Below are 24,472 nucleotides of genomic sequence, written 5' to 3'. Positions count from 1 at the left end.
CCGGCGAGGGGCGGTGGGACCGATGGTCTCGCCGCCCCTCGGCGTTGCCTACGATGCCTGGCATGAAGGAACGAACCCCGCAGCTGCGCTGGGAGACGCGCACCCAGACACCGCTGCTGGGGCTCGCCGTCGTGTTCGGCATCGCCTATGCCGTGCCGATCGTGGCGCCCGACGCCGAACCCTGGGTGCACCGGCTGTGCACCCACGTCGAGTGGGTCGTGTGGGGCGCGTTCGCCGCCGACTACGCCGTACGACTGGCACTGGCACCCGCCAAGTGGCACTTCGTCCGCAGGCATCCGCTGGACCTGCTCGCGGTGCTGCTCCCCCTCATTCAGCCGCTTCGGCTGCTCCGGCTGGTCGCGACACTCCTCCTCGTGGGCCGGCGGGCCCGGATGGCCCCGCAGATCACGCTCACCACGTATGTGGCGGGCGCGGTGGTCGGGCTGATGATGTTCGGCTCGCTGGCCGTGCTGCACGTGGAACGGGAAGCGCCGGACGGGAACATCAAGACGCTCGGCGACGCGGTGTGGTGGTCGTTCACCACGATGACGACCGTGGGCTACGGCGACCACGCGCCGAAGACGGGCCTCGGCCGCGCCCTCGCGGTCGGCCTGATGCTCTCGGGGATCGCCCTGCTCGGTGTGGTCACCGCCAACATCGCCGCCTGGTTCATCTCCCGCTTCGAGCGCGACGACGCCCAGGAGCGGCGTCAGACGGAACTCCTGGAGAGGCTGTTCCGGGAGGTCCGCGAGCTGCGCGCCGAGGTCGCGCGGCTCTCCTCGCCGGCCCCGGTGCCGCCCCAGGGCGAGGCCTCGACGGCCACCGGCCCGCCGCAGGGCGAGCTCCCTACCGCTCCCAGATCTTGAAGGCTCTGACCTGATACGGGGTCTGGGGCACCCAGGTCCCCCGCCCCGGATAGGTCTCGAACTCCCCGGTCTCGGCGCACTCGGCGGACTGGTACGTGGTGACCGGCCGTCCCGTCCGGTTGGCGAGGGCCTGGGCGCTCGTGCCGGGCGGCAGGGCGACACAGCTCTCGATGTCCGTACCGGCCAGCTCGTGCGCCTGGGCCTTGCCCTTGAAGTCCGCCTTGGGCCACAGACACAGCTGGCCGGGCGCGCACGCCCCGAGCTTCGGCGCCGGCGCGACGGCGGGCGCGACGGCGGGTGCGGCGGTCGGCGCGCCCGCCGCGGGCAGGGCCGCCGCGGGCAGGGCGGTGACCGCCGCGGGCAGGGCGGTGAGCAGGGTGGCCGCCAGTGCGGCCAGGAGTACGTGCTTCGTACGCATGTCGGTGAACCCCCCGTTGATCGTGACTCTCCGTAATCAGAACTCTGGCGGATGTCACTGCCTGTTGGGAAGAGGGTTCGAACCGGTTCACCCGGATAGGTGACAGCCCCGCCGGACGACGTCCGGCGGGGCTGCGGTCACGTCACGCCGACGCGTCAGATGTGGGCGCCGCCCGCACCCGCCTCCGCGTTCTCGCCACGCTTGGTCAGTGTGGCGACCAGGGCCGCGACGACGGCGACGACACCGGCGACGGTGAAGGCCAGGCCCATGCCGTCCATGAAGGTGTCGTGGATGACACCCCCGATCCGGTCGAGCATGTCCGGGGTCATGCCGGGCTGCTCGGCCAGTTCCGGCGGGACCATGCCGAACTCGGCGGCCTGCTCCAGGCGCGGGTCGGCGGGCACCGGGATGCCGGCGTCCTTCCAGTTCTCGGCGAAGGCGCTGGAGACCTTGGAGGACATGACCGCGCCGAGCACGGCCGTACCGAGCGCGCCGCCGACCTGCATCGCGGCCTGCTGCAGACCGCCCGCCACGCCGGAGAGCTCCAGCGGGGCGTTGCCGACGATGACCTCGGTGGCGCCGACCATGACCGGGGCGAGCCCCAGGCCGAGGAGGGCGAACCAGAGGGACATGACGAACGTGCCGGTCCCCGAGGAGAGGGTGATCATGCCGAACATGGCGGTGGCGGTGCACACCATGCCGCCGACCAGCGGGATGCGCGGTCCGAACCTGGTGATCAGCGCACCGGCCAGCGGCGAGGAGACGATCATCATCGCGGTCAGCGGCAGCAGGTGCAGGCCGCTGTCGACCGGGCTCAGCCCCTTCACACCCTGCAGGTAGAAGGTCACGAAGAACAGGCCGCCCATGAAGGCGAAGGCCATCAGGACCATCAGCACCACGCCCGCCGAGAGCGGGACGGAGCGGAACATGCCCAGCGGGACGAGCGGCTCCTTGACCTTGGTCTCCCAGAGGGCGAAGACGACGAAGAGCAGAACCGCGCCGCCCAGGCAGCCCCAGGTGTTGCCGCTCGCCCAGCCCCAGGACTCACCGGCCTTGATGATGCCCCAGATGAGGGACCCCATGGCGCCGGAGAGCAGCAGGATGCCGAGGATGTCGAAGGAGCGCGGGGCGTTCTCGGCGCGGTGGTCCTTCAGGATCACCAGCCCGAGGGCGAGCGCGACCACGCCGACCGGCACGTTGACGAAGAAGACGGACTGCCAGCTGACGTGCTCGACCAGCAGGCCGCCGACGATCGGGCCGCCCGCCGTGGAGGCGCCGATGACCATGCCCCAGATGCCGATGGCCATGTTGAGCTTCTCGGCGGGGAAGGTGGCACGCAGCAGGCCGAGCGCCGCCGGCATGAGCAGGGCGCCGAAGAGGCCCTGGAGGACACGGAAGGCGATCACGAGCCCGATCGAGTCGGACAGGCCGATCGCGCCCGACGCGGCGGCGAAGCCCGCGATGCCGATCAGGAAGGTCTGGCGGTGGCCGAAGCGGTCGCCGAGCTTGCCGGCCGTGATCAGGGCGACGGCGAGCGCGAGCAGATAACCGTTGGTGATCCACTGGACCTGGGCCAGCGAGGCGCCGAGGTCGGTCTTGATGGCCGGATTGGCGATGGCGACGATCGTGCCGTCGAGCGCGACCATCATCACGCCGACAGCGACGGCGAACAGCGTCAGCCAGGGGTGGCCTCGCAGGCCCTTCGCCGGAGCCGGGGCGGGGCTCCGGTCACCCCCCTGACTCTGTGGGGCCTTTTCCACGGTGGTCTGACTAGTCATGCCGCAGAGGCTAATGTCAGCGACTGACAATTGACAAAGCAATTCACGCGCCTGTAACTGTCACGTAGCTCACAGGTACGCTGAGCTGCACCGAGCATCGGAAAGTGGCGAAAAGAGGGCCATGTCGTGACGGTTTCCGGTCTGCGGGAGCGGAAGAAGCAGCGCACACGGGACGCGCTGCTCCGGGTGGCCCTGGAGCGGTTCACGACCCAGGGGTACGAGCAGACCACCGTGGACGAGATCGCCGACGCGGTCGAGGTCTCCCAGCGCACCTTCTTCCGCTACTTCTCCTCCAAGGAAGAGGTCGCCTTCGCCGTCCAGCAGATGGTGGAGGAGCGTTTCGTCCAGGCGCTGAGCGAGCGGCCCCCCGAGGAGGGCCCGCTCGACGCGATGCGCAACGCCGTGCTCTCCGCCTGGGACACCATCGGCGAGGCGATCATGGAGGTCGTGCCCGTCGAGCTGTATCTGCGGACCTTCCAGATGATCGAGTCGACCCCTGCGCTCCTCGCCGTACATCTGCGCCGCTCCACCGAGATGGAGGAGGCCATCGCCCGGCTCATCGCCGAGCGCGAGGGCCTGGACGTGGACGAGGACCCGCGCCCGCGCATCGCGGTGGCGGCGTTCAGCGGCGTCATGCGGGTGACGGGCCAGCTCTGGGGCCAGGGCACGGACCCGACCCTGGAGGGAATCCGGGCCCTCACCGAGCACTACCTCGACCACATCGGCCCGGCCCTCGAACCGGACTGGCGGAGCTGACGCCCCCTCACCCGCTCGGCGTACGCCCGCGCGTACGGAGTGTCACCACACGACACCTTCACAGTGATCCACCTCACTCGCCCGCCCTCGGCGCCGTGCCGGTCTCCTAGGGTGTGGCGCAGTGACTTCCTTCGACTCCTCCCCCACCCTCTCCATCTGGCGCATGCTGCTCGCGCTGGCCGTGGTGTTCGTGCTCCTGGCGACCACCGGCTGGACGACGATCCGGCATCAGCGCGGGCCAGGGGATTCCCGCGAGGCCGCGCTCGCCTCCTGGACGCACGGCAGGATCGGTCACCGGGCCCTGCCCGACCCGGCCGCCCCCGCCCGTACGATCGCCGCGTTCTTCGCCTCGATCGGCCCGGCGCAGGGCACCTTCCTCGCCGACGCGCACCCGCTCGTCGTCGGCAACCTCGACGGCGCGCCGGTCACGCTCCGCTACCGCGCCAACCGCCTCTCCCTCGCCCGGGCCCTCGACACCGAACGGAACAGGGTCACGGACACCCGGCTCACCGCCGACGGCCGGACCGAGGCGCTGCGCCGAGCGCACCGCTTCACCTCGCTGATGCGGCCGGACCGGCAGATCCTCGCCTTCGACCCGACCGGCGGCGGCCGGGCGGCCGAGGTGCTCGGCGATCTGGAACGGGCGCGGCGGGTCTCGGTGATCGTGCCCGGCGTCGACACCAATCTGCTCACCTTCCAGAAGACCAGCCGCAAGTACTCGGCTCCCGCCGGGATGGCCCAGTCGCTGTACGCCGCCGAACGCCGGGCCGACCCCCGGGGCCGTACGGCCGTCATCGCCTGGGCGGACTACACCGCCCCCGTCGGCGTCGGCATCGACGCCGCGATGGGCCACCTCGCCTCGGCGGGCGCGGTACGGCTCGTCGACATGACCGCCGCCCTGCCCGGCGACTCGCGCGTCAGCCTGTTCTGCCACAGCTACGGCTCCGTGCTCTGCGGGGTCGCCGCGCCCCGGCTGCCCTCCCGGGTGACGGACGTGGTCGTGGCCGGAAGCCCCGGCATGCGCGTGCGGAGCGCGGCCGAACTGTCCACCCGGGCCCGGGTCTGGGCGATGCGGGACGCGGACGACTGGATCGAGGACGTGCCGCATCTCGCGGTCGGCGGGGTCGGGCACGGGGCGGACCCGGTGGAGCCGGAGTTCGGTGCGCGGCTGCTCTCGGCGGCCGGCGCGAACGGCCACACCGGCTATTTCGAGCCGGGCACCGACAGCCTCGACAACTTCGCCTCGATAGGCGTTGGTTCGTACCAGCGCCTGACCTGTGCGAGCGCCGACAGCGCTTGTCGCAGCGGAATCTCCGGCGCGGAAGGGCTCTGACGCGCGTAGAGCGCGGGATTTCGTCCCCCGGTGCAGGGGCGACGCGCGGGCGCACGCCGCATACGATGAGGCACATGGGTGATGTGCTGGCCGGAATTCATGCCACCTGGGAGTTCGAGAGCGACGCCGTCGTCATCCGTTTCGAACGGGGGATCCGCGCACCGAAGCTGTTCCAGACGCTGCGCGAACGGCGTATCCCGCACGAAGCGTTGGCGTCGGTGACGCTTGCCCCGGGCAAGCGGGGCACCGTGGTGCTGCACGCCGTGCCGAGACCGGGCGCCGACCCGCTGATGGAGGCGGCCGCGGGGCAATTGAAGGAGGCGTGCGACCCGTACCGGCTGGTGCTCCCGGCCGAGCGGGAGGTCCTCGCCGAGTACTACCGGGATGAACTGCGGGCGCGGCTCCGGCCGGACGGGCCGTCTGACGGCTTCCTGGTGGCGGCGCCCGAGGGGCCGCAGTCCTTCAAGGCGTACGACGGTAAGGCGAGCTTCGACGGGTCGTCGGAGGTGCAGTTCCGCTGGTTCTGGACGGGCGCGTCCTCGGAGAAGTGGAAGGCGGGCGACCAGACCTTTCCGGTACGGGAGCTCAGCGGGGTCGAGTGGCGCTCGCCGGAGGTCTTCGACGGGTACCTGCGCCTGCTGACCCGGTCCGGAGACCCGCAGCCCGCGCAGGCGGACCATGATCCGGCGGCCGTCGTCTTCGGCCTCGGCTACGGCCCGGTCCACGAGTCCCTGCCGTTCGCCGCGGCGGTCCTGGCGGCGGTCCGCGGCGCGGGACGGGCGGTGGCGCCCCTGGAGGCGGAACGGCGCGATCCGGCGGGGGTCGCGGAGCGGATCCGGCACCTGGGGGAGCTGCATCAGGCGGGTCTGGTGACGGACGAGGAGTTCGCGGCGAAGAAGGCGGAGCTGCTCGCGGAGCTGTGACGCTGCGACGGGCGGCACCGGGAGCGGGGGCGGGGGCCGGGGGGCGGGGGCGTGTGGGGTGATACCAGGGTATGAGTGCGCGTCCGGCTCCCCGGTATGACGACCTCCGCCGTCCCGGCTGCCTAACCTGAGCGGGCCATGAGTACCAGACCTCCCGCCCCCGAGCCCCCCAAGACCCCCAGGCCCACCAGGTTCTCCGGGTTCTCCGGGTTCTCCGGGTTCGCCGCCCGGACCGCCCGACTGCTGGCTCCCGCCCGCGGGGTGATGCAGTCCTTCGGCGTCGCCCTCGCGACCCCGACGGAACCGGGCGCCCCGCTGCTCGCCGAAGCCCGCAACCGGTGGCTGAGGCTGCTCCCTTACGCGGTCGCCTTCGCCTTCGTCGCCTCGCTGCTCCCCACCACTATCACGGTCCTCGTCAACGACTACCAGGTCAACGGCGCCCTCGCCGGTGCCCTCGCCACCGCCCAGACCGCGCCGCTGCTGCTCGCCGTGACCCGCCCGCTCCAGGCGTGGTGGATCATCGGCGCCGCTGATGTGGCCGGAGCGCTGGTCATGCTGGCCGCCGACGGTCTCGACGGGCGCACCTGGCCGTGGACGCCGCCGCTCGTGGTCGGCTACCTCGCCCTGATGCTCGCCCTCGGGCTGCGCGAGTCGCGCCGGGCGCTGCTCGGCGTGTGGCTGGTGACCGGGGCGGCCGGTTTCGCCTTCGAGCTGGTCGCGCCCCGGAACACCGACGCCATCCATGTCCTGCTCTTCATCCTGAGCGGCGTGGTCCTGCTCCTCACGGCGGCACTGCGCGAACGCGGGGACGCCGAGCGCCGCACCGCGGCCGAACGGGCGCGCAGCACGCTCCTGGAGGAGAGGGCCCGGATCGCGCGGGAGCTGCACGACGTCGTCGCCCACCACATGTCGGTGATCACGGTCCAGGCGGACTCGGCGCCGTACCGGATCCCCGACCTGCCGGAGGCGGCCCGCGAGGAGTTCACCTCGATCGCCGCCAGCGCGCGGGAGTCGCTCGCCGAGATGCGCCGGCTGCTCGTGGTGCTGCGCAGCGAGGGCACGGAGGGCGAACGGGCCCCGCAGCCGGGCCTCGACCGGGTGCAGCAGCTGATCGAGGCGACGGTACGGGCGGGGGTGCCGGCGGAGCTGTCGATGGCCGCGGACCTCGAGGACTTCAGTGAGGTACCGCAGGCGGTGGACTTGTCGGCGTACCGGATCGTGCAGGAGGCGCTGGCGAACGTCGTACGGCACGCGCCGGGTGCGCGGACGAGGGTGTCGGTCCGTTCGGACGAGGGCTGGCTGAACGTCCTGGTCGTCAACGGCCCAGGGGCCGCCCGCACTTCGCCGCTGGAGGGCGGTTCCGGGACGGGGCACGGGCTGGTCGGCATGCGGGAACGCGTACGGTTGACCGGCGGCACGCTGGACACCGGTCCGCTGCCGGACGGTGGCTTCCGGGTGGCCGCGCGCCTCCCGCTGAACTCGAAGGACACGGTGTGACCATCCGCGTGATCATCGTCGACGACCAGGCCATGGTGCGGGCGGGGTTCGCCGCGCTGCTGTCGGCGCAGGCCGACATCGACGTGGTGGGCGAGGCGCCGGACGGGCGGGCGGGGGTGGAGGTCGCGCGGTCCGCGCACCCGGACGTGGTGCTGATGGACGTACGGATGCCGGAGATGGACGGGCTGGCGGCGGCGCGGGAGATCCTGAACCCGCCGGCCGGTGTCGTGCACCGTCCGAAGGTGCTGATGCTGACCACCTTCGACGTGGACGACTATGTGTACGAGGCGCTGCGCGCGGGCGCGTCGGGCTTCCTGCTGAAGGACGCGCCGCCGGCTGATCTGATCGCGGCGGTACGGGTGGTGGCGGCCGGGGAGGCGCTGCTGGCGCCTTCGGTGACGCGCCGCCTGATCGCCGACTTCGCGGCGTCGAAGCCGGCGCCGCGGGCGGACCGGGCGGCGCTGCGTCTGAACGGTCTGACGCCGCGTGAGACCGAGGTACTGGAGCTGATCGCGCGGGGCCTGTCGAACCAGGAGATCGCGAACCGGCTGGTCCTCGCGGAGCAGACGGTCAAGACGCACATCGGCCGGGTGCTGGCGAAGCTGGATCTGCGCGACCGGGCGCAGGCGGTGATCTTCGCGTACGAGTCGGGCCTGGTGACCCCGGGCGACGCGGGTCGCTGACGCGGGGCCCGCTGCGCGGACACTCCCCCACCCCACCCCACCCCTCCCCAAAACCCTGACGAGCCCGGGGTCCCGCCCCCGCACCCCCGCCCGCGGCTGCTCCGCGCCGCCCCCTGACCGACAGCCCGGACGCGGGCCCGGGGCCCGGGGCTCCGCATACGCGGCAGCTTCGCGCCGCAGCCCGGCCGACAGCGCGAACGTGGGACAGGGGACCCACTCCACGGCAGCTTCGCGCCGCCCACCCCGACCACCGGCCCGGACGCGGAAACCCAGGCCGGGGGGCCCGGGGCCCACGTGCCCGCGTACGCGGCGGCTTCGCGCCGCGCGTCCTGAGGACGCTGGTACCGGCCAGCCCGGCCCGGGGCCGGGGCCGGGGAGACCAGGGCTCCGCTCCGTACCCCGCACGCGGCAGCTTCGCGTCGCACCCTGACCGACAGCCCGGGCGCGGGGCCCGGGACCCACGTGCCGGCGTACGTGGTGGCTTCGCGCCGTAGGCCCCGGCCGGCGGCGAAGAGGCATGTACCGGCCCGCTTGGGGCGACGGTCGGGGAGGCTGAGGACCCGCAGGCAGCTTCGCGGCCGCGCCCCGCCCGTACGGCAACCCAGCACGGCGGCGGACCCCCGTATGCCGTGACCGCCCCGGCGCCCGTCCCCAGCCGAAGGCTGGGGCCCACCGCCCCGCCGTCCCCCGGCCACCGGGGGAAAACCCCACCCCCCGACGGGGGGCAGCGCCTCGGCCACCCCCTACCGGGGTATCGGTGCGGACTTGGCCCCCCGGTGTGACGTGCCGTCATCCGTCCGCTTCCTACCTTCCTCTCGCCACGGACGAGAGACACGAAGAGGGAGGGCGCCCCATGCGCCGCTACACAAGGACCTTGGTCGCCGCCGCGCTCGCCACGACCGTGGTGGTCGGGACGGCGGGGTGGGCGTCGGGGCAGGCGCAGCAGGCCGTGACCGGGGCGCCCGTCGGGGTGGAGGCCTGGCGGGGGGACGGGCTGCCCGATCCCGAGCGGATGACGCCCGCCCAGGTCGCCGGATTCTTCCGGGACTTGAGTCCGGAACGGCAGCGGGAGCTCGTTCGCGAGCACCCTTCCGTCGTCGGCAACCTCGATGGTGCTCCGCTGCGACTGCGGTACGAGGCGAACGCCCTCACCCTCGGCGAGCAGTACGCCGGTCAGCAGGTCCTCGCCTCCGACCCCCGGGGCCGGGGCCAGGTCGCCCTCGTCTACGGGGACGTGAGCGAGGCCGCGCACGTGGCCGTGATCGTGCCCGGTTCCGACATCGACGCCGGGAACGTGAAGCCGCTCACCGACATGGCCGAGGCACTGCGCCGGGCCACCCACGGCCGCACCGCCGTCATCGCCTGGGCCGGCTACACCACGCCGGTCGGCGTCGGCCTCGACGCCGCCACCGGGGACCTCGCCGAGGCCGGGGCGGCGCGGCTGACCCGGCTGACCGACGGGCTGGCCGCCGTCGGGGCGCCCGCCCCGTCCCTGTTCTGCCACAGCTACGGCTCCGTCGTCTGCGGACTGGCCGCCCATGACCTCAAGGCCAAGGACCTCGTCGTCCTCGGCTCCCCCGGCATGCGCGCCGACAGCGTCGCCGACCTGAACACCTCCGCCCGCGTCTGGGCCGCCAAGAACCCGTCCGACTGGATCGACAACGTCCCCAACGTCGAGTTCGCGGGGCTCGGGCACGGCGAGGACCCCACCGACCCCGCCTTCGGCGCCCGCCGCGTCCCCGCCGACGACTCCCGTGGCCACAACGGCTACTTCGCGCCCGGCACCCGATCCCTCCGTACCTTCGCCGCCATCGCCCAGGGGGATGTCCGATGAACCAGCTCGCCCAGCGCATCGAATCCCGCACCCCCGTGAACCGCGACCGCGCCATCGACGGGCTGCGCGCCCTCGCCCTGCTCGCCGTGCCCACCGGGCACTGGCTGCTCGGCGGCTTCACGCTCTCCTCCGACGGGGCCCTGCACAACGCCAGCCCCCTCGCCGCCTTCGGCGGACTCGCGCCCGTCAGCTGGATCCTGCAGATGCTCGGGATCTTCTTCCTGGTCGGCGGCTACGCCTCCGTCCTGTCGTACCGGAAGCACAACGGCTCCACCGGCGCGTGGCTCAAGGGCCGGCTCGCCCGGCTCGGCCGTCCCGTCCTCGGGGTCACCGCCGTCTGGGCGGCGCTGCTCCCGCTCCTCCACTACGGGTTCGGAGTGCCGGGCGACACCCTGCGCACGGCGTCGACCCTCGTGATCCAGCCCCTGTGGTTCGTCGGCGTGTACACGGTCGTGACCGCACTGACCCCGCTCTGTGTGCGCGCCGCCCGCCGGACGGGCGTGTGGGCCGCGGCCCCGCTGCTCGGCTCCGTCGCCGTCGTCGACTTCCTGCGCTACGGACCGTACGCGGACGCCGTGCCGTCCTGGCTGAGCGTGCTCAACATCCTGCCCGGCTGGCTCTTCGCCTACCAGCTCGGCGTCTCCTGGGGCGAGGGCAAGCTCACCCGGCGGCACGCCTGGGGACTGCTGATCGGCGGCGCCGCGCTCTTCGCCGCCCTGCTGCTCGCCTTCGGCTACCCGGCCTCGATGGTCGGCGTGCCGGGTGAGGCCCGTACCAACTCCCACCCGCCGTCGCTGCTCGTCCTCGCCCTCGCCGCCGCCCAGAGCGGCGCCGCGATCCTGCTGCGCGACCGGCTCGGGAAGCTGCTGAGGCGGCCCGCGCTGTGGGCGCCGGTCGTGGTCGTCAACCTGTCCGCGATGACGATCCTGTGCTGGCACCAGACGGCGATGCTCGCGGCCGCGATCCCCGCCTCGTACGGGGGTGAGGTCCCGGGCCTGGTCGGCGCGCCCGACACGGTCGGCTGGGTCCTCGCCCGGCTGGCCTGGATGCCGCTGTTCGCCGGGCTGCTCGTGCTCATCGGGCGGTACGCGCGCGGCTTCGAGTCCCCGTGGACGCGGGCCGGCACCGCCCGGCGGGCAGCGGCGGGGCTGCTCGCGGCGGGCTTCGCGGTCTTCGCGCTGGGGCTGGCGTGAGGCTACTCGCGGGCCGCCGACGTGAAGCTCATGTCGGGGTAGCGGTCCCCGGTCACCCGGTCGGCGATCGGTTCCAGTTCCGCGAGTTCGGCGTCGGTCAGCGTGATCCGCGTGGCCGCCGCGTTCTCCTCCAGGCGGGACCGCTTGCGGGTGCCCGGGATCGGGACGACCGTCAGACCGTGCACGGAGGCCCGCTGCTGCACCCAGGCCAGGGCGATCTGCGCCGCCGTCGCGCCGTGCGCCGCCGCGATCTTCAGGACCGGTTCGAGCAGGGCCGCGTTCCGCGCCGCGTTCTCGCCGGTGAACCGCGGCTGGTGCCGGCGGAAGTCGCCGTCCGACAGTTCCTTCGAGGCGTCCGCGAACGCGCCGGTCAGAAAGCCCCGGCCGAGCGGCGAGTACGGCACGAACGCGACGCCGAGCTCGGCCGCCGCGCCGACCGCGCTGCGCTCCACGTCCCGCGAGAACAGCGACCACTCCGACTGGACCGCGGCGATCGGGTGCACCGCGTGCGCCTCGCGCAGCTCGGCCCCGGTCACCTCGCTCAGGCCGAGGTGCTTGACCTTGCCCTCCCGTACCAGCTCGGCCATCGCGCCGACGGACTCGGCGAGCGGGACGGCCGGGTCGCGGCGGTGCATGTAGTAGAGGTCGATGGTGTCGACGCCGAGGCGGCGCAGGCTCGCCTCGGCCGCCTTCCTGATGTAGGCGGGATCGTTGTTGATCCCCCGGTAGCGCGGGTCGTCGGCGCGCCGTTCGAGGCCGAACTTGGTGGCGAGGACGATCTCGTCGCGGTGCGCGGCCAGGAACGGGGCGAGGAACTCCTCGTTGGTCCCGCTTCCGTAGGCGTCCGCCGTGTCGATCAGGGTGACGCCGGCCTCCAGGGCCGCGTCGAGGGTGTCGCGGGCGGCGGCCTCGTCCGTGTCGCCGTAGAACTCGCTGATGCCCATGGCGCCGAAGCCCTGGACGCCGGTCTCGGGTCCGTCCGTACCCAGCCGAACCGTGGAGATTCTGCTCACCGGGTCATGCCTCCCTGTAGTGACTGATCTTGATGTCGAGCACGGCGAGCGTGTCCTGGAGCTCGGCGATCCGGGACAGGACGTCCCGCCGCGTGCTCTCCAGGAGTTCGCGCCGCTCGTCGAAGGTGTGATCGCCCTCGCGCACCAGCTCCGCGTACCGCACCATCGAGGCGACCGGCATGCCGGTCAGCCGGAGTTTGCCGACGAAGTCCAGCCAGCTCAGGTCGCGGTCGGTGAAGCGGCGCTGGCCGGTGTGGGAACGGTCGACGTGCGGCATCAGCCCGATCCGCTCGTACCAGCGCAGGGTGTGCGCCGAGAGGCCGGTCCGGGCCGCGACCTCGCTGATGGTGTAATGCGCCTGAGTGGTCTGCGTGGTGCTTTCGATCACGCTCATGGGCCCCACGCTAGAACCTTGGAGTGCACTCGAAGCAAGTAGGCTCGGCTGCATGCAGAGCCTGGCGTTGATCGAGAACTGGCCCGTCCCCACCGCGGCCGCCGCCGTCGTGCGCGCGGACGGCACCCTGGCCGGGTCCCACGGCCCCACCGGACAGCGGTTCCCGCTCGCGTCGGTCACCAAGCCGCTGGCGGCCTACGCCGTCCTCGTCGCGTACGAGGAGGGGGCGATCGACCTCGACGAGCCCGCCGGGCCCGAGGGCGCGACCGTCCGGCATCTGCTGGCCCACACCTCGGGTCTCGCCTTCGACGAGCAGCGGATCATGGCCGCGCCGGGCACCCGGCGGATCTACTCCAACACCGGGTTCGAGGCGCTCGGCGACCATGTCGCCAAGGCGACGGACATCCCGTTCGCCGAGTACCTGCACCAGGCTGTCCTGGAGCCGCTGGGGATGACCTCGACGACGCTGGAGGGCTCGCCGGCCAAGGACGCGGTGTCCACGGTCGACGACCTGGTGCGCTTCGCGGCCGAGGTGCAGGCGCCCCGGCTGCTGGACGCGCGCACGGTGCTCGACGCGATGACGGTGACGTACCCGGGCCTGACCGGCATCCTGCCCGGATACGGACACCAGAAGCCCAACGACTGGGGGCTCGGCTTCGAGATCCGGGACGGCAAGTCGCCGCACTGGACGGGGGCTTCGTCCTCGCCGCGTACGTTCGGGCACTTCGGGCAGTCGGGCACGTTCCTGTGGGTCGACCCGGATGCGGGCGCCGCGTGCGTGGCACTGACCGACCGGCCCTTCGGGCCGTGGGCGGTGGAGGCGTGGCCGCCGTTCACGGACGCGGTGCTCATGGAGCTGCGCGCGTAGGCGACGGCTTCGTCCTGGGTGGCGCGTGGGTCGGGGAGGGACCGCCCGTGCCGCTCGGACGGTCCGGCGTGTCCGGGGTTTCCGGCGTGTCCGGCGTGTTCGGGGTGTCGGGGGTGTCGGGGGTGTCCGGGGTGTTCCGCGTGCCCTCGCTCGGGGTGTCCTGCGCCGCCGTGGTGGGGGTGCCGACGATGAAGTCGTCGCAGCGCTGGGCGGGGAGTTCGCCGCCCGGTCCCGACAGGACGACGGAGACCCGGCCGTCGGTCTCCTCCGCGTAGGCCGCCGTGCACACCAGCTGACGGATCGCCGTGCCCTCCAGATCGCCGAGAGGGAGGTTGAGACTGATCCGCAGCGTGTGCTCGCCGTTCGCGGCGGTTCTGACGGGCTCCTGGGACAGGAGAGGCCCCTCCTTGGCGTGCTTCCACGCGCTCGGCTCCGGCAGCCGGCTGTGGAGGCCTGCCGCACGTTCCGCCGCGTTCGGACCGTGGAGCAGCACGGTGAGCGCCTTGGGAGCGATGATCCCGCTGCCGAGCGGAGAGGTGGGCAGCACCGTGCCGGACCCGGGCTCGTACCCCTCCGAGCCGCCGAACGGTCCGCCCATGTCGCGGGCGACCGGGGTCAGTCTGCCGTCGGCGTCGACGTAGAAGAGGAGGAACCGGCTGTCCTGGACGGGAATGACGGCGATGGTCGCCGGCCCGCCGGCCTCCACGACGTCGGTCTGCTGGATGCCGCAGCCGGTGAGCGCGAGGGCGCCCGCGAGGAGGGCGCCGAGCCCGGTCCGGCGCTTCATCGCGGGATCCTCACCGTGAAGACGGCTCCGCCGTCGGGGTGGTTCGCGGCCGTGACGGTGCCACCGTGCAGCCGGACGTTCTCCAGGGTGATGGCGAGACCGAGTCCGCTGCCCGTGGAGCGGGTACGGGCCGGGTCCGCCTTGAAGAAGCGGTCGAAGACATGCGGCAGGACCTCGTCGGCGATGCCGGGCCCCCGGTCGGACACCTCGGTCACCAGCCAGTCGCCGTCGGCACGCACCCGCACGGTCACCGGCGGTCGTCCGTGCCGCAGCGCGTTGCCGACGACGTTGGCGACGACGATGTCGAAGCGGCGCGGGTCGAGCCGGGCGCGCACCCCGGCGGGCAGGTCGGTGCGGACGAGCGCCGGGTCGGTCCAGCGGCGGTGCTGCAGGGTCTTGCGCACGCAGTCGGCCGCGTCGACCTCGTCCACGTGGAGTTCGGCGGCGCGCGCGTCGAAGCGGGAGATCTCCATGAGGTCCTCCACGAGCACGGCCAGCTTGCCGGTCTCGGCGCTGATGAGCCGTACCGCCCTGGCCGTGTCGCTGTCGAGGGTGGCCGCGTCCTCGTCGAGGACCTCGGTGACGGCGAGCATCCCGGCGAGCGGGGTGCGCAGCTCGTGGGAGACGTCGGAGGCGAAGCGGCGGGCGCGGGCCTCGGCGTGGCGGAGCTCGACGACGGAGCGTTCGAGCGCGGCGGCGGACTCGTTGAAGGTACGGGCGAGGTCGGCGAGTTCGTCGCTGCCCTTGGCGTGGATCCGCGTGTCGAGCCGGCCGCGCCCCATGGAGTCGGCGGCGCGCCGCAGCTCCCGCACCGGCCGCAGCACGCTGCGGGCGGCGATCAGGGCGGGGATCAGGGCGATGGCGAGCGCGGGCAGGGCGCCGTCGCGTGCGGCGAGGACCATCGCCTCGACGTTGGCCTCCTCGGCGTCGAGTTCCATGACGGCGTACAGCACGAGGCCGGTGCGGTGGACGGCGTCGGCCGGGGTGTGCGCCCTGAAGACGGCGGGGACGGCGATGGTGAGGTAGGGCCGGCCGTTCTTGACCACCCGCTGGAAGCTGCCGTGGGCCGAGGCCCGGGCGCGGGAGCGGAGTTCGGGGGTGATGACGGTGGAGGTGGGGCGTTCGGCGGACGAGACGCGGACGGATCCGTACTCGGCGTAGACGCGCCAGGCGCGGGGCTTGCCCTGCTTGGCGATCTGTCGGAGCACATCGCGCAGCGAGTCCGCCTCGATGGGCAGCGTGACGCCGAGGGTCTGGACCTGCTCGCGGAAGGCGGAGACGGCGGTGTCCTGGGCCTGTTCGAGGATGGCGTTGCGGGCGGCGCGGTAGGTGAGGGCGGCGGTGGTGCCGCAGCCGACGGCGGCGACGAGGAGGAAGGCGAGGACGAGCCGGGTGCGGAGCCCGAAGGGGTGGCGGCGGCGTCGTGGGGCGCGGCGGCCGCTCACAGCGGCCCGAAGCGGTAGCCGAAGCCGCGCAGGGTCTGGATGTAGCGGGGAGCGCCGGCGGAGTCCTCGATCTTGGTGCGCAGCCGGCGGACGCAGGCGTCCACGAGGCGGGAGTCGCCGTGGTAGCTGTGCTCCCAGACGTGTTCGAGGAGCTGCTGGCGGCTGAAGACCTGTTCCGGGTGGGCGGTCAGGTGGAGGAGGAGCTTGAGCTCGGACGGGGCGAGGGCGAGGCGCTCGCCGGACTTGGCGACGGTGAGACCGGCGCGGTCGATGGCCAGCTCGCCGTGGAACTCGACGGCGGGGCGGCCGGCTCCGGGCTCTTCGATGCGCCGGAGGACGGCGCGGATGCGCGCCTCGATGACCTCGGTGCGGGCGGGTTTGACGATGTAGTCGTCGGCGCCGGCCTCCAGACCGATGACGACGTCGAAGTCGTCACCGCGCGCGGTGAGCATGATGATCGGCAGCTGGCTGGTCTCGCGGACCTGGCGGCAGACCTGGACGCCGTTCATGCCGGGCAGCATCAGGTCGAGCAGCAGCAGGTCGGGGCGGAACTCCCTGAGAAGGGAGAGCCCGGCCTCCCCGGTGGCGGCGGTCCGCACGTCGTGACCACGGCGACGGAGCCCGAGTTCGACCCCTTCGCGGACGGAGGGGTCGTCTTCTATGAGAAGCACGCGAGGCATTCGAGCAGTATCCCAAGGTCGGTCGAAGGGGATCTTCGGAGGGGAAGGCCGGTGGCGGGGTGTCGCGGCGGGTGTCCGCCCGGCGGTGAGCGACGGCTCCCGGTCGCGCGGCCGCGGCGGGCGTCAGCCTCGCCGCGCGAGGCCGCGCAGGCGGTGGGCCGCGCCGGTCAGCAGCGCCTGCACCTCGGTGAGCCGGAGGGGGCGGGCCAGGAGGCCGAAGACCGCGAGGACGACGAGGCCACCGGCCGCGCCCGCCGCGAGCGCCCCCGCCGGGGCGGTCACATCGGCGACGAGCAGCCCGAAACCGGCCGCGGGTACGGCGGCCACGAGCAGCCGCACGAGCGAGGACGCGGCCCCGGCCGGGCCGGCGCCGACCGCTGCCATACGCGCGGACGCGCCGGACGCGCCGGACGCTTCGAGCGTCCCGGACAGACCCGAGGCCGCCCCGCCGGCCAAGCCGGCGCCTGACGGGTCGGGCGTCCTGGCCGGATCGGCGCCTGACGGGACGGGCGTACCAGACAGACCCGAAGCCGCCCCGCCGACCGCTGCCATACGCGCGGACGCGCCGGACAGCTCCGACGCCGCCGGCCCCGACACGCCGGCGCCGGACGCTTCGAGCGTCCCGGCCGGATCGGCGCCTGACCGGCCGGGCGTCCCGGCCGGATCGGCGCCTGACGGGTCGGGCGTACCAGACAGGCCCGAAGCCGCCCCGCCGACCGTTGCCATACGCGCGGACGCGCCGGACGCGTCGGGCGTACCGGCCGGGGCGGCGCCTGACGGGCCCGCGGTCGCCGCGCCGGCACGGCCGCCGGACAGGCGGCGGCGCAGGGCGTACGCCGTCACGGCCCAGCCCGCCCACAGGGCGAGCGAGTAGCCGGCCGCCAGGCCCGCCACCGCCCAGGTCGGCGGGAGAAGGCGGTACGCGGTCAGGGACAGGCCCGCGTTGAGGGCCGCGATCACCAGGTTCAGCAGGAACGGGGTGCGGGTGTCGCGCAGGGCGTAGAAGGCACGGGTGCAGACGTATTGCCCCGAGAGCGCGACGAGGCCCGGGGCGAAGGCCATCAGGATCCAGGCCATCGCCCGGATGTCGTCGGCGCCGGTTCTGCCGTACTGGAAGACCAGGCTCATCAGCGGCACCGCCAGCGCGAACAGCGCGCAGGCCGCCGGGACGACGGCCGCCGCGCTCGTCCGGAGCGCGTACGACACGTCCCGCCGTACCCCCGCCAGGTCGCCGTCCGCCGCCGCCCCGCTCATCCGCGGCAGCAGCGCCGTCACCAGCGAGACGGTGACGATGCCGTGCGGCACGGCCCACAGCAGATACGCGTTGTTGTACGCGGCGAAGCCGAAGCCCCCGCCCGCGCCCAGCACCTCCGCCCGCGTCCCCGCCGCCGTCGCGAGCCTCGTCGTCACCCAGTACGCGGCCTGGTTGGTCAGGACGAGCAGCACCAGCCACCCGGCCGACCGCAGCGGCGCCGCCAGACCGCTGCCCCGCCAGTCGAAGCGCGGGCGCCAGCGGAAGCCGGCCGACCGCAGCGACGGCACAAGCGCCAGCGCCTGGAGCACGATGCCCGCCGTCGTGCCCCAGCCGAGCAGCGCCGTCTCCCCCGCCGTCAGTCCGCCGCCGGCCGCCGCCGTCGCCAGATAGAGCGCGAACACGGCGATGACGACGAGGTTGTTGAGGACCGGCGTCCACATCATCGCGCCGAACCTGCCCCGCGCGTTCAGCACCTGCCCGAGCAGCGTGAACAGCCCAAGGAAGAAGATCTGCGGCAGGCAGTAGCGGGCGAACGCGACCGTCATCGACTCCCGCGCGCCGCTGTAGTCGGTGTATGCGTCGACGATCGCGGGCGCCGCGAGCACCGCGCCCGCCGTCAGTGCCAGCAGCGCGCACACGCAGGCCGTGAGGAGACGATCGGTGTAGGCGACGCCCCCGTCCTCGTGCTCCTTGGCCGCCTTGACCAGTTCGGGCACGAAGACGGCGTTGAGCGCGCCGCCCAGGAGCAGCATGTAGACGATGGTGGGGATGGAGTTGGCGACCCCGTACCCGTCGGCGATCCCCCCGACGCCGAGCGCCGCGGCGACGATCGCCGAGCGGACGAACCCGGTCGCGCGCGAGACCAGCGACCCGGCGGCCATGAGCGCGCCGCTGCGCAGGACGGACGGGGCGGCCCGGCGCTGCTCCACGAGCGTCGCCGCCGTCATCGGCGGGCCAGATACGCCTGGAACGCCCGGTACAGCGCGTGGTTGGTCGTGCCTTCCAACGGTGTCTCCCACTCCCCCAGCGTCTCGACGGCCTGCCCGCCCGTGCCGAGCTTCCAGCGCAGCAGACCGTGGGCGCGGTCGTCCGGATCAAGGGTGGAGGGTATCCCGCGCATGTCGTAGACATCGGCTCCGAGGGCGTGGGCGTCGAGCATCATCCGCCACTGCAGCGCGTTGGAGGGCCGGACCTCGCGGCGGTGGTCGGCGGAGGCGCCGGTCTGGTACCAGACCCGGCGGCCGACGGTGATCATCGTGTGGGCGGCGAGGGTCTCGCCCCCGTGGCGGGCGAGGTAGAGCTTCATCCGGCCCGGTTCCTCGGCGTTGAGGACCGCGTACTGCCGTTCGTAGTACGCGAGCGAGCGGCCGAGCCGGAAGCCGTCGCGCTCCTCGGTGATCCGCAGGAGCCGGTAGAAGTCGGGCAGGTCGGCCGCCGAGCCGACGACGATCTCGACGCCGGACCTGCGGGCCTTGCGGACGTTGCGCCGCCACTCCTGGTTGAGGCCGCTCCACAGGTCGTCGGTGGTGCGGCCGGCGAGCGGGACCTGGTAGACGTGGCGGGGCTGGGCGTCGGCGCCGTCGGAGTCGCTGGTGGAGTCCCCGCCGCAGCGGCGCCAGCCGCGGGCCCGCAGGCGTTCGGCGACGGCGGTGCCGAGTGGGTCGACCTCGTCGGCGAGGACGTCGCCGAGCCGGCGCCCGGGCCCGGTGTGCGCCTTGAGGGTGGCGGCGTTCCAGCGGCGGAAGGCGGGCGAGGGCCCCATGCGTACGGCGAAGGCCCCCGCGGCCCGCAGGTGCCGGAGCAGCGGGGTGAGCCAGCCGTCGAGGTCCGGGTCGGACCAGTCGGCGACGGGGCCTTCGGGGAGGTAGGCGAAGGACTTGCGGGTGCCGGGGAACGGGCGCAGGAGGACGAGGGCGACGCCGGTGAGCTTGCCGTCTCCCGTTCGCCAGCCGAGGAGTTGAGGGCGCCAGCCTTCCTTGACGTCGGCCCAGGAGGGGAGTTGGAGGAAGCTGGGGCCCGGCTCGCTCCTCGCGAGAAAGGCACGGTACGCCTCGGCTGTTACGGGCTCCAGGCGGGTGGTGGCGTGCTGAGGTGCGGCCGTCACGAGCAGAGCTGACACAACGTGAGCCTCCTTGTTCCGCCCCCTCGGTCGGGGGGCGCACAGGATGCTCACAGCGTTCCTTGACCGTGCCGCGCGTCGTGTGTGACCGGACGATGACCGTTTCCCTGCAGCCCTTGTCACAGAGCGTTCACGGCGCTTTCGGCGGCCTACAGTCCGGGCATCCCACATCTTTTCCGGAGGCTTCCGTGATGCCCGTACGCACCCGAATACGCCAGACACTCGCGGCCGTCGCCCTCTGCGGCTCGCTCACCGCCTGTACGGCGGGTGCGGCGGGCGCGGCCCGTGACGCCGGCCCGGCCGGTGACGCCAAGCCGGCCGAGGGCCCTGCGAAGGTGACCGTCGTGAGCCCCGCGGCGGGACGGACCGTGACGATCACCGCATCCGGCGGCACCCTGACGGCGGTGAAGGTCGTGGACGCGGACGGCGGGGTGCTCGCGGGCCGTACCGGGGCCGGCGGGACGTCCTGGATCTCGGACCGCAAGGCGGTGCCGGGCACCTCGTACCGCGTGGAGGCGACGGCCCGTACCGCCCGGGGGAAGGAGACAACGACCCGGTCGACGTTCTCCACGGCCGAGGCGGCGCTGGTCAACAAGCTGACGCTGGCGCCGGGGAAGGACACGACGGTCGGGATCGGGCAGCCGCTGTCGATCGTGTTCGACCGGCCGGTGACGAACAAGGCGGAGGTGGAGAAGCAGCTCAGGGTGACCACCTCGAACGGCACGGTCGGGTCCTGGGGCTGGCTGAAGGACTGGTCGGGCAAGGACAGGGCGGACTGGCGGCCGAAGAACTACTGGAAGCCGGGGACCCGCGTGAGCCTGGACGCGACGCTCAACGGGACGGACTCGGGCGGGGGTTGGTTCGTACGGGACTACCGCACCGGCTTCACGGTCGGCGCCGCGCAGGTCGTGAAGGTCGACCTCGACCGGAAGACGCTCACCCTGGAGCGGGACGGGCGGGCGGTGCGCACGATCCCCGTCTCCGGCGGCACGCCGGGCGGCGACAAGCGGTCGTGGCGTGGCACGGCGGTCCTGATGGCGAAGGAGGGCACGATCCGCATGAACTCGGAGACGGTCGGGCTCGGCGACGCGTACGACAAGATGGTCGACTACTCGATGCGGCTGACGTGGTCGGGCATGTACGCCCACGCGGCCCCGTGGAACGGGGCGTACTTCGGCCGCGCGAACCGCAGTTCGGGCTGCATCGGCATGAGCACGGCCGAGGCGGCGTCCTTCTACGCGGCGGTACGGGTCGGGGACCCGTTCGAGATCCGCGGCGCGGACACGAAGGGCACGGTGGCGGAGGGCAACGGCTACGGCGCGTGGAACGTGAGCTGGGAGCGGTGGCGCGCGAAGAGCGCGGTGGCTCACTGAAGCGAGCGCGACCCCGACGGGGCCCGGCCGCCCGGCATGCGCCGGGACCACGGCGACGCGATGGCCGGCGGCCGGGCCGGCATGCCCAACCGCCGGGCGACGGCCCGCTCGCCCGGGACGCCGACACCACCTGGGCCATGCCCAGCACGAACCGAGGCCACAACGCCGCGGCCCGGCCGGAGCCGGAGCCGGCTTCGCCGTGCCCGGCGCGGGCGGAAGCCGTGGCCGCCCGAGTTCCGGGCGCGCCGCCGGGCTCCCGGCCCTGCCCGGAGCCCGCCCCGGCCGACGACCTGGCCCTTCGGCGTCAGGTCGCGCGCATCTCCCAGAGGAGGATCTCCGCGTCCGTCGTGGCCATGAGTGCGAGGTCGCGCGCGCCGGTGACGCGGGCCGCGTCGCCCGAGGTGAGTTCCTCGGCGTCGAGGCGGACCGTGCCCCGCACCACGTGGGCGTACACGAAGTCCGCGTCCGGGACGGCGGTGCGCTCGCCGGGCTCCAGGCGCCTGACGTGGAGCATCGCGGCCGCCTCCGGGAGGGCGTACGGAGTGGAGTCGGCGATGCCGCGGACGATCTCGTACGAGGGCTCGCCGCCCGGCTCCAGCGGTGCGAGCCACATCTGGACGAAGACCAGCGGCTCGTCGCCGTCGTTGCGCTCCTCGTGCCGGACGCCCCCGGCCGAGCTGAGCCGCTGGACGTCCCCGGCGCGGACGACCGTGGTGTGACCGGCCGAGTCGTGGTGGGTCAGCTCGCCCTCGACGACCCAGGTGACGATCTCGGTGTGACTGTGCGGGTGCTCGGCGAACCCGGCGCCCGGCGCGAGCCGCTCCTCGTTGCAGGCGAGCACGGCGCCGAAGCGGAGGTTGTCGGGGTCGTAGTGCCGCCCGAAGGAGAAGGCGTGCCGGGTGTCGATCCCGGCGTCGGGGTCGCCCCCGGGGTAGCGGTCGGCGGCGCGCTGGATACGGATCACGGGGAAACGGTAGCCGCCGGGCGGCGGCCCCCGGGACGGGGAAACAGCCCCGACCCCGCACGTCGCCGTCCCGATAAGGCAGTCTTGTCCCGTGCCAGAACCCACGAACACTCCTCACCCGCACTCCGCGACCCTGAAGCGCCTCGAACAGTCCTCCGGGCGGCTCGCCGCCAACGCCATTGCCCGTATGGACGAGACGCTGCCGTGGTACCGGGCGATGCCGCCCGAGAACCGGTCGTGGATCGGTCTGGTCGCCCAGGCCGGTATCGCCGCGTTCACCGAGTGGTTCCGGCACCCGGAGACCCCGCAGGCCATCTCCACCGACGTCTTCGGCACCGCGCCCCGCGAGCTGACCCGGGCCATCACCCTGCGCCAGACCGTCGAGATGGTCCGTACGACCATCGAGGTCATGGAGACGGCGATCGAGGAGGTCGCCGCCCCCGGTGACGAGTCCGTGCTCCGCGAGGCGCTCCTCGTCTACGCCCGCGAGATCGCCTTCGCGACCGCCCAGGTCTACGCCCAGGCCGCCGAGGCCCGCGGCGCCTGGGACGCCCGTCTCGAGTCCCTCGTCGTCAACGCGGTCCTGTCCGGGGAGGCCGACGAGGGCGCCGTCTCCCGCGCCGCCGCCCTCGGCTGGAACTCCCCCGAGCACGTCTGCGTCGTCCTCGGCACCGCACCCGACGGCGACAGCGAGCTGACCGTCGAGGCCATCCGCCGCGCCGCCCGGCACGCCAAGCTCCAGGTCCTCACCGGTGTCCTCGGCGACCGGCTGGTCGTCATCGCGGGCGGCAACGACAACCCCCTCGCGGTGGCGAAGGCGCTGATCGGACCGTATGCGGCCGGTCCCGTCGTCGCGGGTCCCGTCGTCCCCGATCTGCTCGCCGCGACCCGGTCCGCGCAGGCCGCCGCCGCCGGTCTCAAGGCGTGTTCGGCCTGGCAGGACGCGCCGCGGCCGGTCCTCGCGGACGATCTGCTGCCGGAGCGCGCCATCGCCTCTGACCCTTCGGCCCGCGAGCAGCTGGTGGAGGAGATCTACAGACCGCTGGAGGAAGCGGGCTCGGCGCTCCTGGAAACACTGAGTGTCTATCTGGAGCAGGCGAGCAGCCTGGAAGGCGCCGCCCGGATGCTCTTCGTGCACCCCAACACCGTGCGCTACCGGCTTCGACGTGTGACAGACGTCACCGGCTGGTCACCCTCCGACGTGCGTTCCGCCTTCACGCTGCGGATCGCGCTCATCCTGGGGCGCTTGGCCGACGGAGATTCGCAGTCCTAGACTTTTGTCGAACACCAACAATTCCCCCGACGGTTCTTCGTCCTAGTCCCCACGGGCGCCAGGGACCGTCCCCAAGAGAGAGTGTGAGGGTGCTCGTACTCGTCGCTCCCGGCCAAGGCGCTCAGACGCCCGGCTTCCTGACTCCCTGGCTCGAACTCCCCGGTGCCGCCGACCGCCTTGCGGCGTGGTCCGACGCCATCGGGCTCGACCTCGCCCACTACGGCACGAAGGCGGACGCGGACGAGATCCGCGACACCGCCGTGGCCCAGCCCCTTCTCGTCGCCGCGGGGCTGCTGTCCGCCACCGCGCTCGGCGAGATCGCGCCGGGCGCCGTCGCGGGCCACAGCGTCGGTGAGATCACCGCCGCCGCGTTCGCCGGCGTCCTCGACGACACCGCCGCACTGCGTCTCGTACGGACGCGTGGACTGGCGATGGCCGAGGCCGCCGCGATCACCGAGACCGGCATGTCCGCGCTGCTCGGCGGCGACCCCGAGGTGACCGTCCCGCACCTGGAGAAGCTCGGCCTGACCCCGGCCAACGTGAACGGCGCGGGCCAGATCGTGGCCGCCGGCACGCTGGAGCAGCTGGCCGCCCTGGAGGCGGACAAGCCCGAGGGTGTCCGCCGGGTCGTCCCGCTGAAGGTCGCCGGCGCGTTCCACACGCACCACATGGCGCCCGCGGTCGCCAAGCTGCAGGCCGCGGCGAAGGAGCTGACCGTCGCCTCCCCTGCGGTGCGCTACGTCTCCAACAAGGACGGTCAGGTCGTCACGGAGGGCGCGGAGGTCATCGCCCGCCTGGTCGGCCAGGTCGCCAACCCGGTCCGCTGGGACCTGTGCATGGAGACCTTCAAGTCGCTGGGTGTCACGGCGCTGATCGAGGTGTGCCCGGGCGGCACGCTGACCGGTCTCGCCAAGCGCGCCCTGCCCGGCGTCCCCACGGTCGCCCTGAAGACCCCCGACGACCTCGACGCGGCCCGCACGCTCGTCGCCGAGCACACTGCAGCCTGAGAAGGAGCCGTAG

21 protein-coding genes and 1 pseudogene are annotated in these 24,472 nt (G+C 73.3%); 12 read left to right on the top strand and 10 right to left on the bottom strand.

Annotation, left to right across the window (positions count from 1 at the left end; genetic code table 11):
- The first annotated feature begins 53 nt into the window (after positions 1-53).
- Positions 54-866 (top strand): potassium channel family protein, encoded by an 813-nt coding sequence (locus FDM97_RS07690; RefSeq protein ID WP_432816199.1) that lies wholly within the window; start codon positions 54-56, stop codon positions 864-866.
- Here FDM97_RS07690 and FDM97_RS07685 read toward each other — a convergent pair.
- Both FDM97_RS07685 and FDM97_RS07680 read right to left on the bottom strand, forming a co-directional pair.
- The gene (locus FDM97_RS07685; RefSeq protein WP_137989504.1) at positions 847-1,284 is read right to left on the bottom strand and encodes a peptidase inhibitor family I36 protein; all 438 of its coding nucleotides are present in this window, start codon (positions 1,282-1,284) and stop codon (positions 847-849) included. The genes FDM97_RS07690 and FDM97_RS07685 overlap by 20 nt on opposite strands.
- Before the next feature lie 155 nt (positions 1,285-1,439).
- Positions 1,440-3,062, bottom strand: a complete 1,623-nt coding sequence (locus FDM97_RS07680; RefSeq protein WP_137989503.1) for an MFS transporter — start codon at positions 3,060-3,062, stop codon at positions 1,440-1,442.
- A gap of 126 nt (positions 3,063-3,188) precedes the next feature.
- Between FDM97_RS07680 and FDM97_RS07675 the strand changes: the two genes are divergently transcribed.
- From FDM97_RS07675 to FDM97_RS07645, 7 genes are all read left to right on the top strand, one after another.
- Positions 3,189-3,818, top strand: coding sequence for a TetR/AcrR family transcriptional regulator (locus FDM97_RS07675; RefSeq protein WP_137989502.1), 630 nt, complete (start codon positions 3,189-3,191; stop codon positions 3,816-3,818).
- 121 nt (positions 3,819-3,939) lie between these two features.
- Positions 3,940-5,151, top strand: coding sequence for an alpha/beta hydrolase (locus FDM97_RS07670; RefSeq protein ID WP_137989501.1), 1,212 nt, complete (start codon positions 3,940-3,942; stop codon positions 5,149-5,151).
- A 65-nt stretch (positions 5,152-5,216) separates the two neighbouring features.
- Positions 5,217-6,074, top strand: a complete 858-nt coding sequence (locus FDM97_RS07665) for a DUF4429 domain-containing protein (RefSeq protein WP_137989500.1) — start codon at positions 5,217-5,219, stop codon at positions 6,072-6,074.
- Positions 6,075-6,212: 138 nt separating this feature from the next.
- A complete protein-coding gene (locus FDM97_RS07660) occupies positions 6,213-7,571 on the top strand; it encodes a sensor histidine kinase (protein WP_137989499.1) in 1,359 nt (452 codons plus the stop codon).
- Positions 7,568-8,254: a response regulator gene (locus FDM97_RS07655; protein WP_137989498.1), complete on the top strand. Its 687-nt coding sequence runs from the start codon at positions 7,568-7,570 to the stop codon at positions 8,252-8,254. The genes FDM97_RS07660 and FDM97_RS07655 overlap by 4 nt, the downstream gene beginning before the upstream one ends.
- 853 nt (positions 8,255-9,107) lie before the next feature.
- Positions 9,108-10,088 carry an alpha/beta hydrolase gene (locus tag FDM97_RS07650; RefSeq protein WP_137989497.1) on the top strand — a complete coding sequence of 327 codons (981 nt, stop codon included), beginning with the start codon at positions 9,108-9,110 and terminating at the stop codon, positions 10,086-10,088.
- The gene (locus FDM97_RS07645; protein ID WP_137989496.1) at positions 10,085-11,281 is read left to right on the top strand and encodes an acyltransferase family protein; all 1,197 of its coding nucleotides are present in this window, start codon (positions 10,085-10,087) and stop codon (positions 11,279-11,281) included. The genes FDM97_RS07650 and FDM97_RS07645 overlap by 4 nt, the downstream gene beginning before the upstream one ends.
- 2 nt (positions 11,282-11,283) lie before the next feature.
- Here FDM97_RS07645 and FDM97_RS07640 read toward each other — a convergent pair whose 3' ends face one another.
- Both FDM97_RS07640 and FDM97_RS07635 read right to left on the bottom strand, forming a co-directional pair.
- On the bottom strand, positions 11,284-12,294 hold the full coding sequence (locus FDM97_RS07640; RefSeq protein WP_175439058.1) for an aldo/keto reductase: 1,011 nt from the start codon (positions 12,292-12,294) through the stop codon (positions 11,284-11,286).
- 4 nt (positions 12,295-12,298) lie between these two features.
- A complete protein-coding gene (locus FDM97_RS07635; protein WP_175439057.1) occupies positions 12,299-12,688 on the bottom strand; it encodes a MerR family transcriptional regulator in 390 nt (129 codons plus the stop codon).
- Positions 12,689-12,740: 52 nt separating this feature from the next.
- On the opposite strand from FDM97_RS07635, the gene FDM97_RS07630 reads away from it, so the two are divergent.
- Positions 12,741-13,556 carry a serine hydrolase domain-containing protein gene (locus tag FDM97_RS07630; RefSeq protein WP_137989494.1) on the top strand — a complete coding sequence of 272 codons (816 nt, stop codon included), beginning with the start codon at positions 12,741-12,743 and terminating at the stop codon, positions 13,554-13,556.
- Here the strand turns inward: FDM97_RS07630 and FDM97_RS07625 are convergent.
- From FDM97_RS07625 to FDM97_RS07605, 5 genes and pseudogenes are all read right to left on the bottom strand, one after another.
- Complete coding sequence (locus FDM97_RS07625) at positions 13,537-14,343, bottom strand: hypothetical protein (RefSeq protein WP_137989493.1); 807 nt, start codon at positions 14,341-14,343, stop codon at positions 13,537-13,539. The two genes, FDM97_RS07630 and FDM97_RS07625, sit on opposite strands and share 20 nt — an antisense overlap.
- The gene (locus tag FDM97_RS07620; protein ID WP_254705529.1) at positions 14,340-15,788 is read right to left on the bottom strand and encodes a sensor histidine kinase; all 1,449 of its coding nucleotides are present in this window, start codon (positions 15,786-15,788) and stop codon (positions 14,340-14,342) included. The genes FDM97_RS07625 and FDM97_RS07620 overlap by 4 nt, the downstream gene beginning before the upstream one ends.
- Positions 15,785-16,468 (bottom strand): response regulator transcription factor, encoded by a 684-nt coding sequence (locus FDM97_RS07615; protein ID WP_137989491.1) that lies wholly within the window; start codon positions 16,466-16,468, stop codon positions 15,785-15,787. The genes FDM97_RS07620 and FDM97_RS07615 overlap by 4 nt, the downstream gene beginning before the upstream one ends.
- Before the next feature lie 774 nt (positions 16,469-17,242).
- Positions 17,243-18,670, bottom strand: a pseudogene (murJ, locus tag FDM97_RS07610) (murein biosynthesis integral membrane protein MurJ); the annotation flags it as partial.
- Positions 18,667-19,842, bottom strand: coding sequence for a lipid II:glycine glycyltransferase FemX (locus tag FDM97_RS07605; protein WP_137989490.1), 1,176 nt, complete (start codon positions 19,840-19,842; stop codon positions 18,667-18,669). The pseudogene murJ and the gene FDM97_RS07605, both read right to left, overlap by 4 nt.
- A gap of 191 nt (positions 19,843-20,033) precedes the next feature.
- On the opposite strand from FDM97_RS07605, the gene FDM97_RS07600 reads away from it, so the two are divergent.
- A complete protein-coding gene (locus tag FDM97_RS07600) occupies positions 20,034-21,215 on the top strand; it encodes a L,D-transpeptidase (RefSeq protein ID WP_137989489.1) in 1,182 nt (393 codons plus the stop codon).
- Between the two features lie 304 nt (positions 21,216-21,519).
- Here FDM97_RS07600 and FDM97_RS07595 read toward each other — a convergent pair whose 3' ends face one another.
- Positions 21,520-22,176 (bottom strand): pirin family protein, encoded by a 657-nt coding sequence (locus tag FDM97_RS07595; RefSeq protein WP_432816280.1) that lies wholly within the window; start codon positions 22,174-22,176, stop codon positions 21,520-21,522.
- Between the two features lie 94 nt (positions 22,177-22,270).
- Here FDM97_RS07595 and fasR point away from each other — a divergent pair, with 94 nt between their 5' ends.
- Positions 22,271-23,452, top strand: coding sequence for a fatty acid biosynthesis transcriptional regulator FasR (gene fasR / locus FDM97_RS07590; RefSeq protein ID WP_137989487.1), 1,182 nt, complete (start codon positions 22,271-22,273; stop codon positions 23,450-23,452).
- 89 nt (positions 23,453-23,541) lie between these two features.
- Positions 23,542-24,459 carry an ACP S-malonyltransferase gene (locus FDM97_RS07585; RefSeq protein WP_137989486.1) on the top strand — a complete coding sequence of 306 codons (918 nt, stop codon included), beginning with the start codon at positions 23,542-23,544 and terminating at the stop codon, positions 24,457-24,459.
- The last annotated feature ends 13 nt before the right edge of the window (positions 24,460-24,472 follow it).

The organism is Streptomyces vilmorinianum, assembly GCF_005517195.1.
Lineage (GTDB): Bacteria > Actinomycetota > Actinomycetes > Streptomycetales > Streptomycetaceae > Streptomyces > Streptomyces vilmorinianum.
The sequence above is the reverse complement of the archived record's forward strand: the minus strand, read 5'-3'. Positions and strand labels throughout refer to the sequence as shown.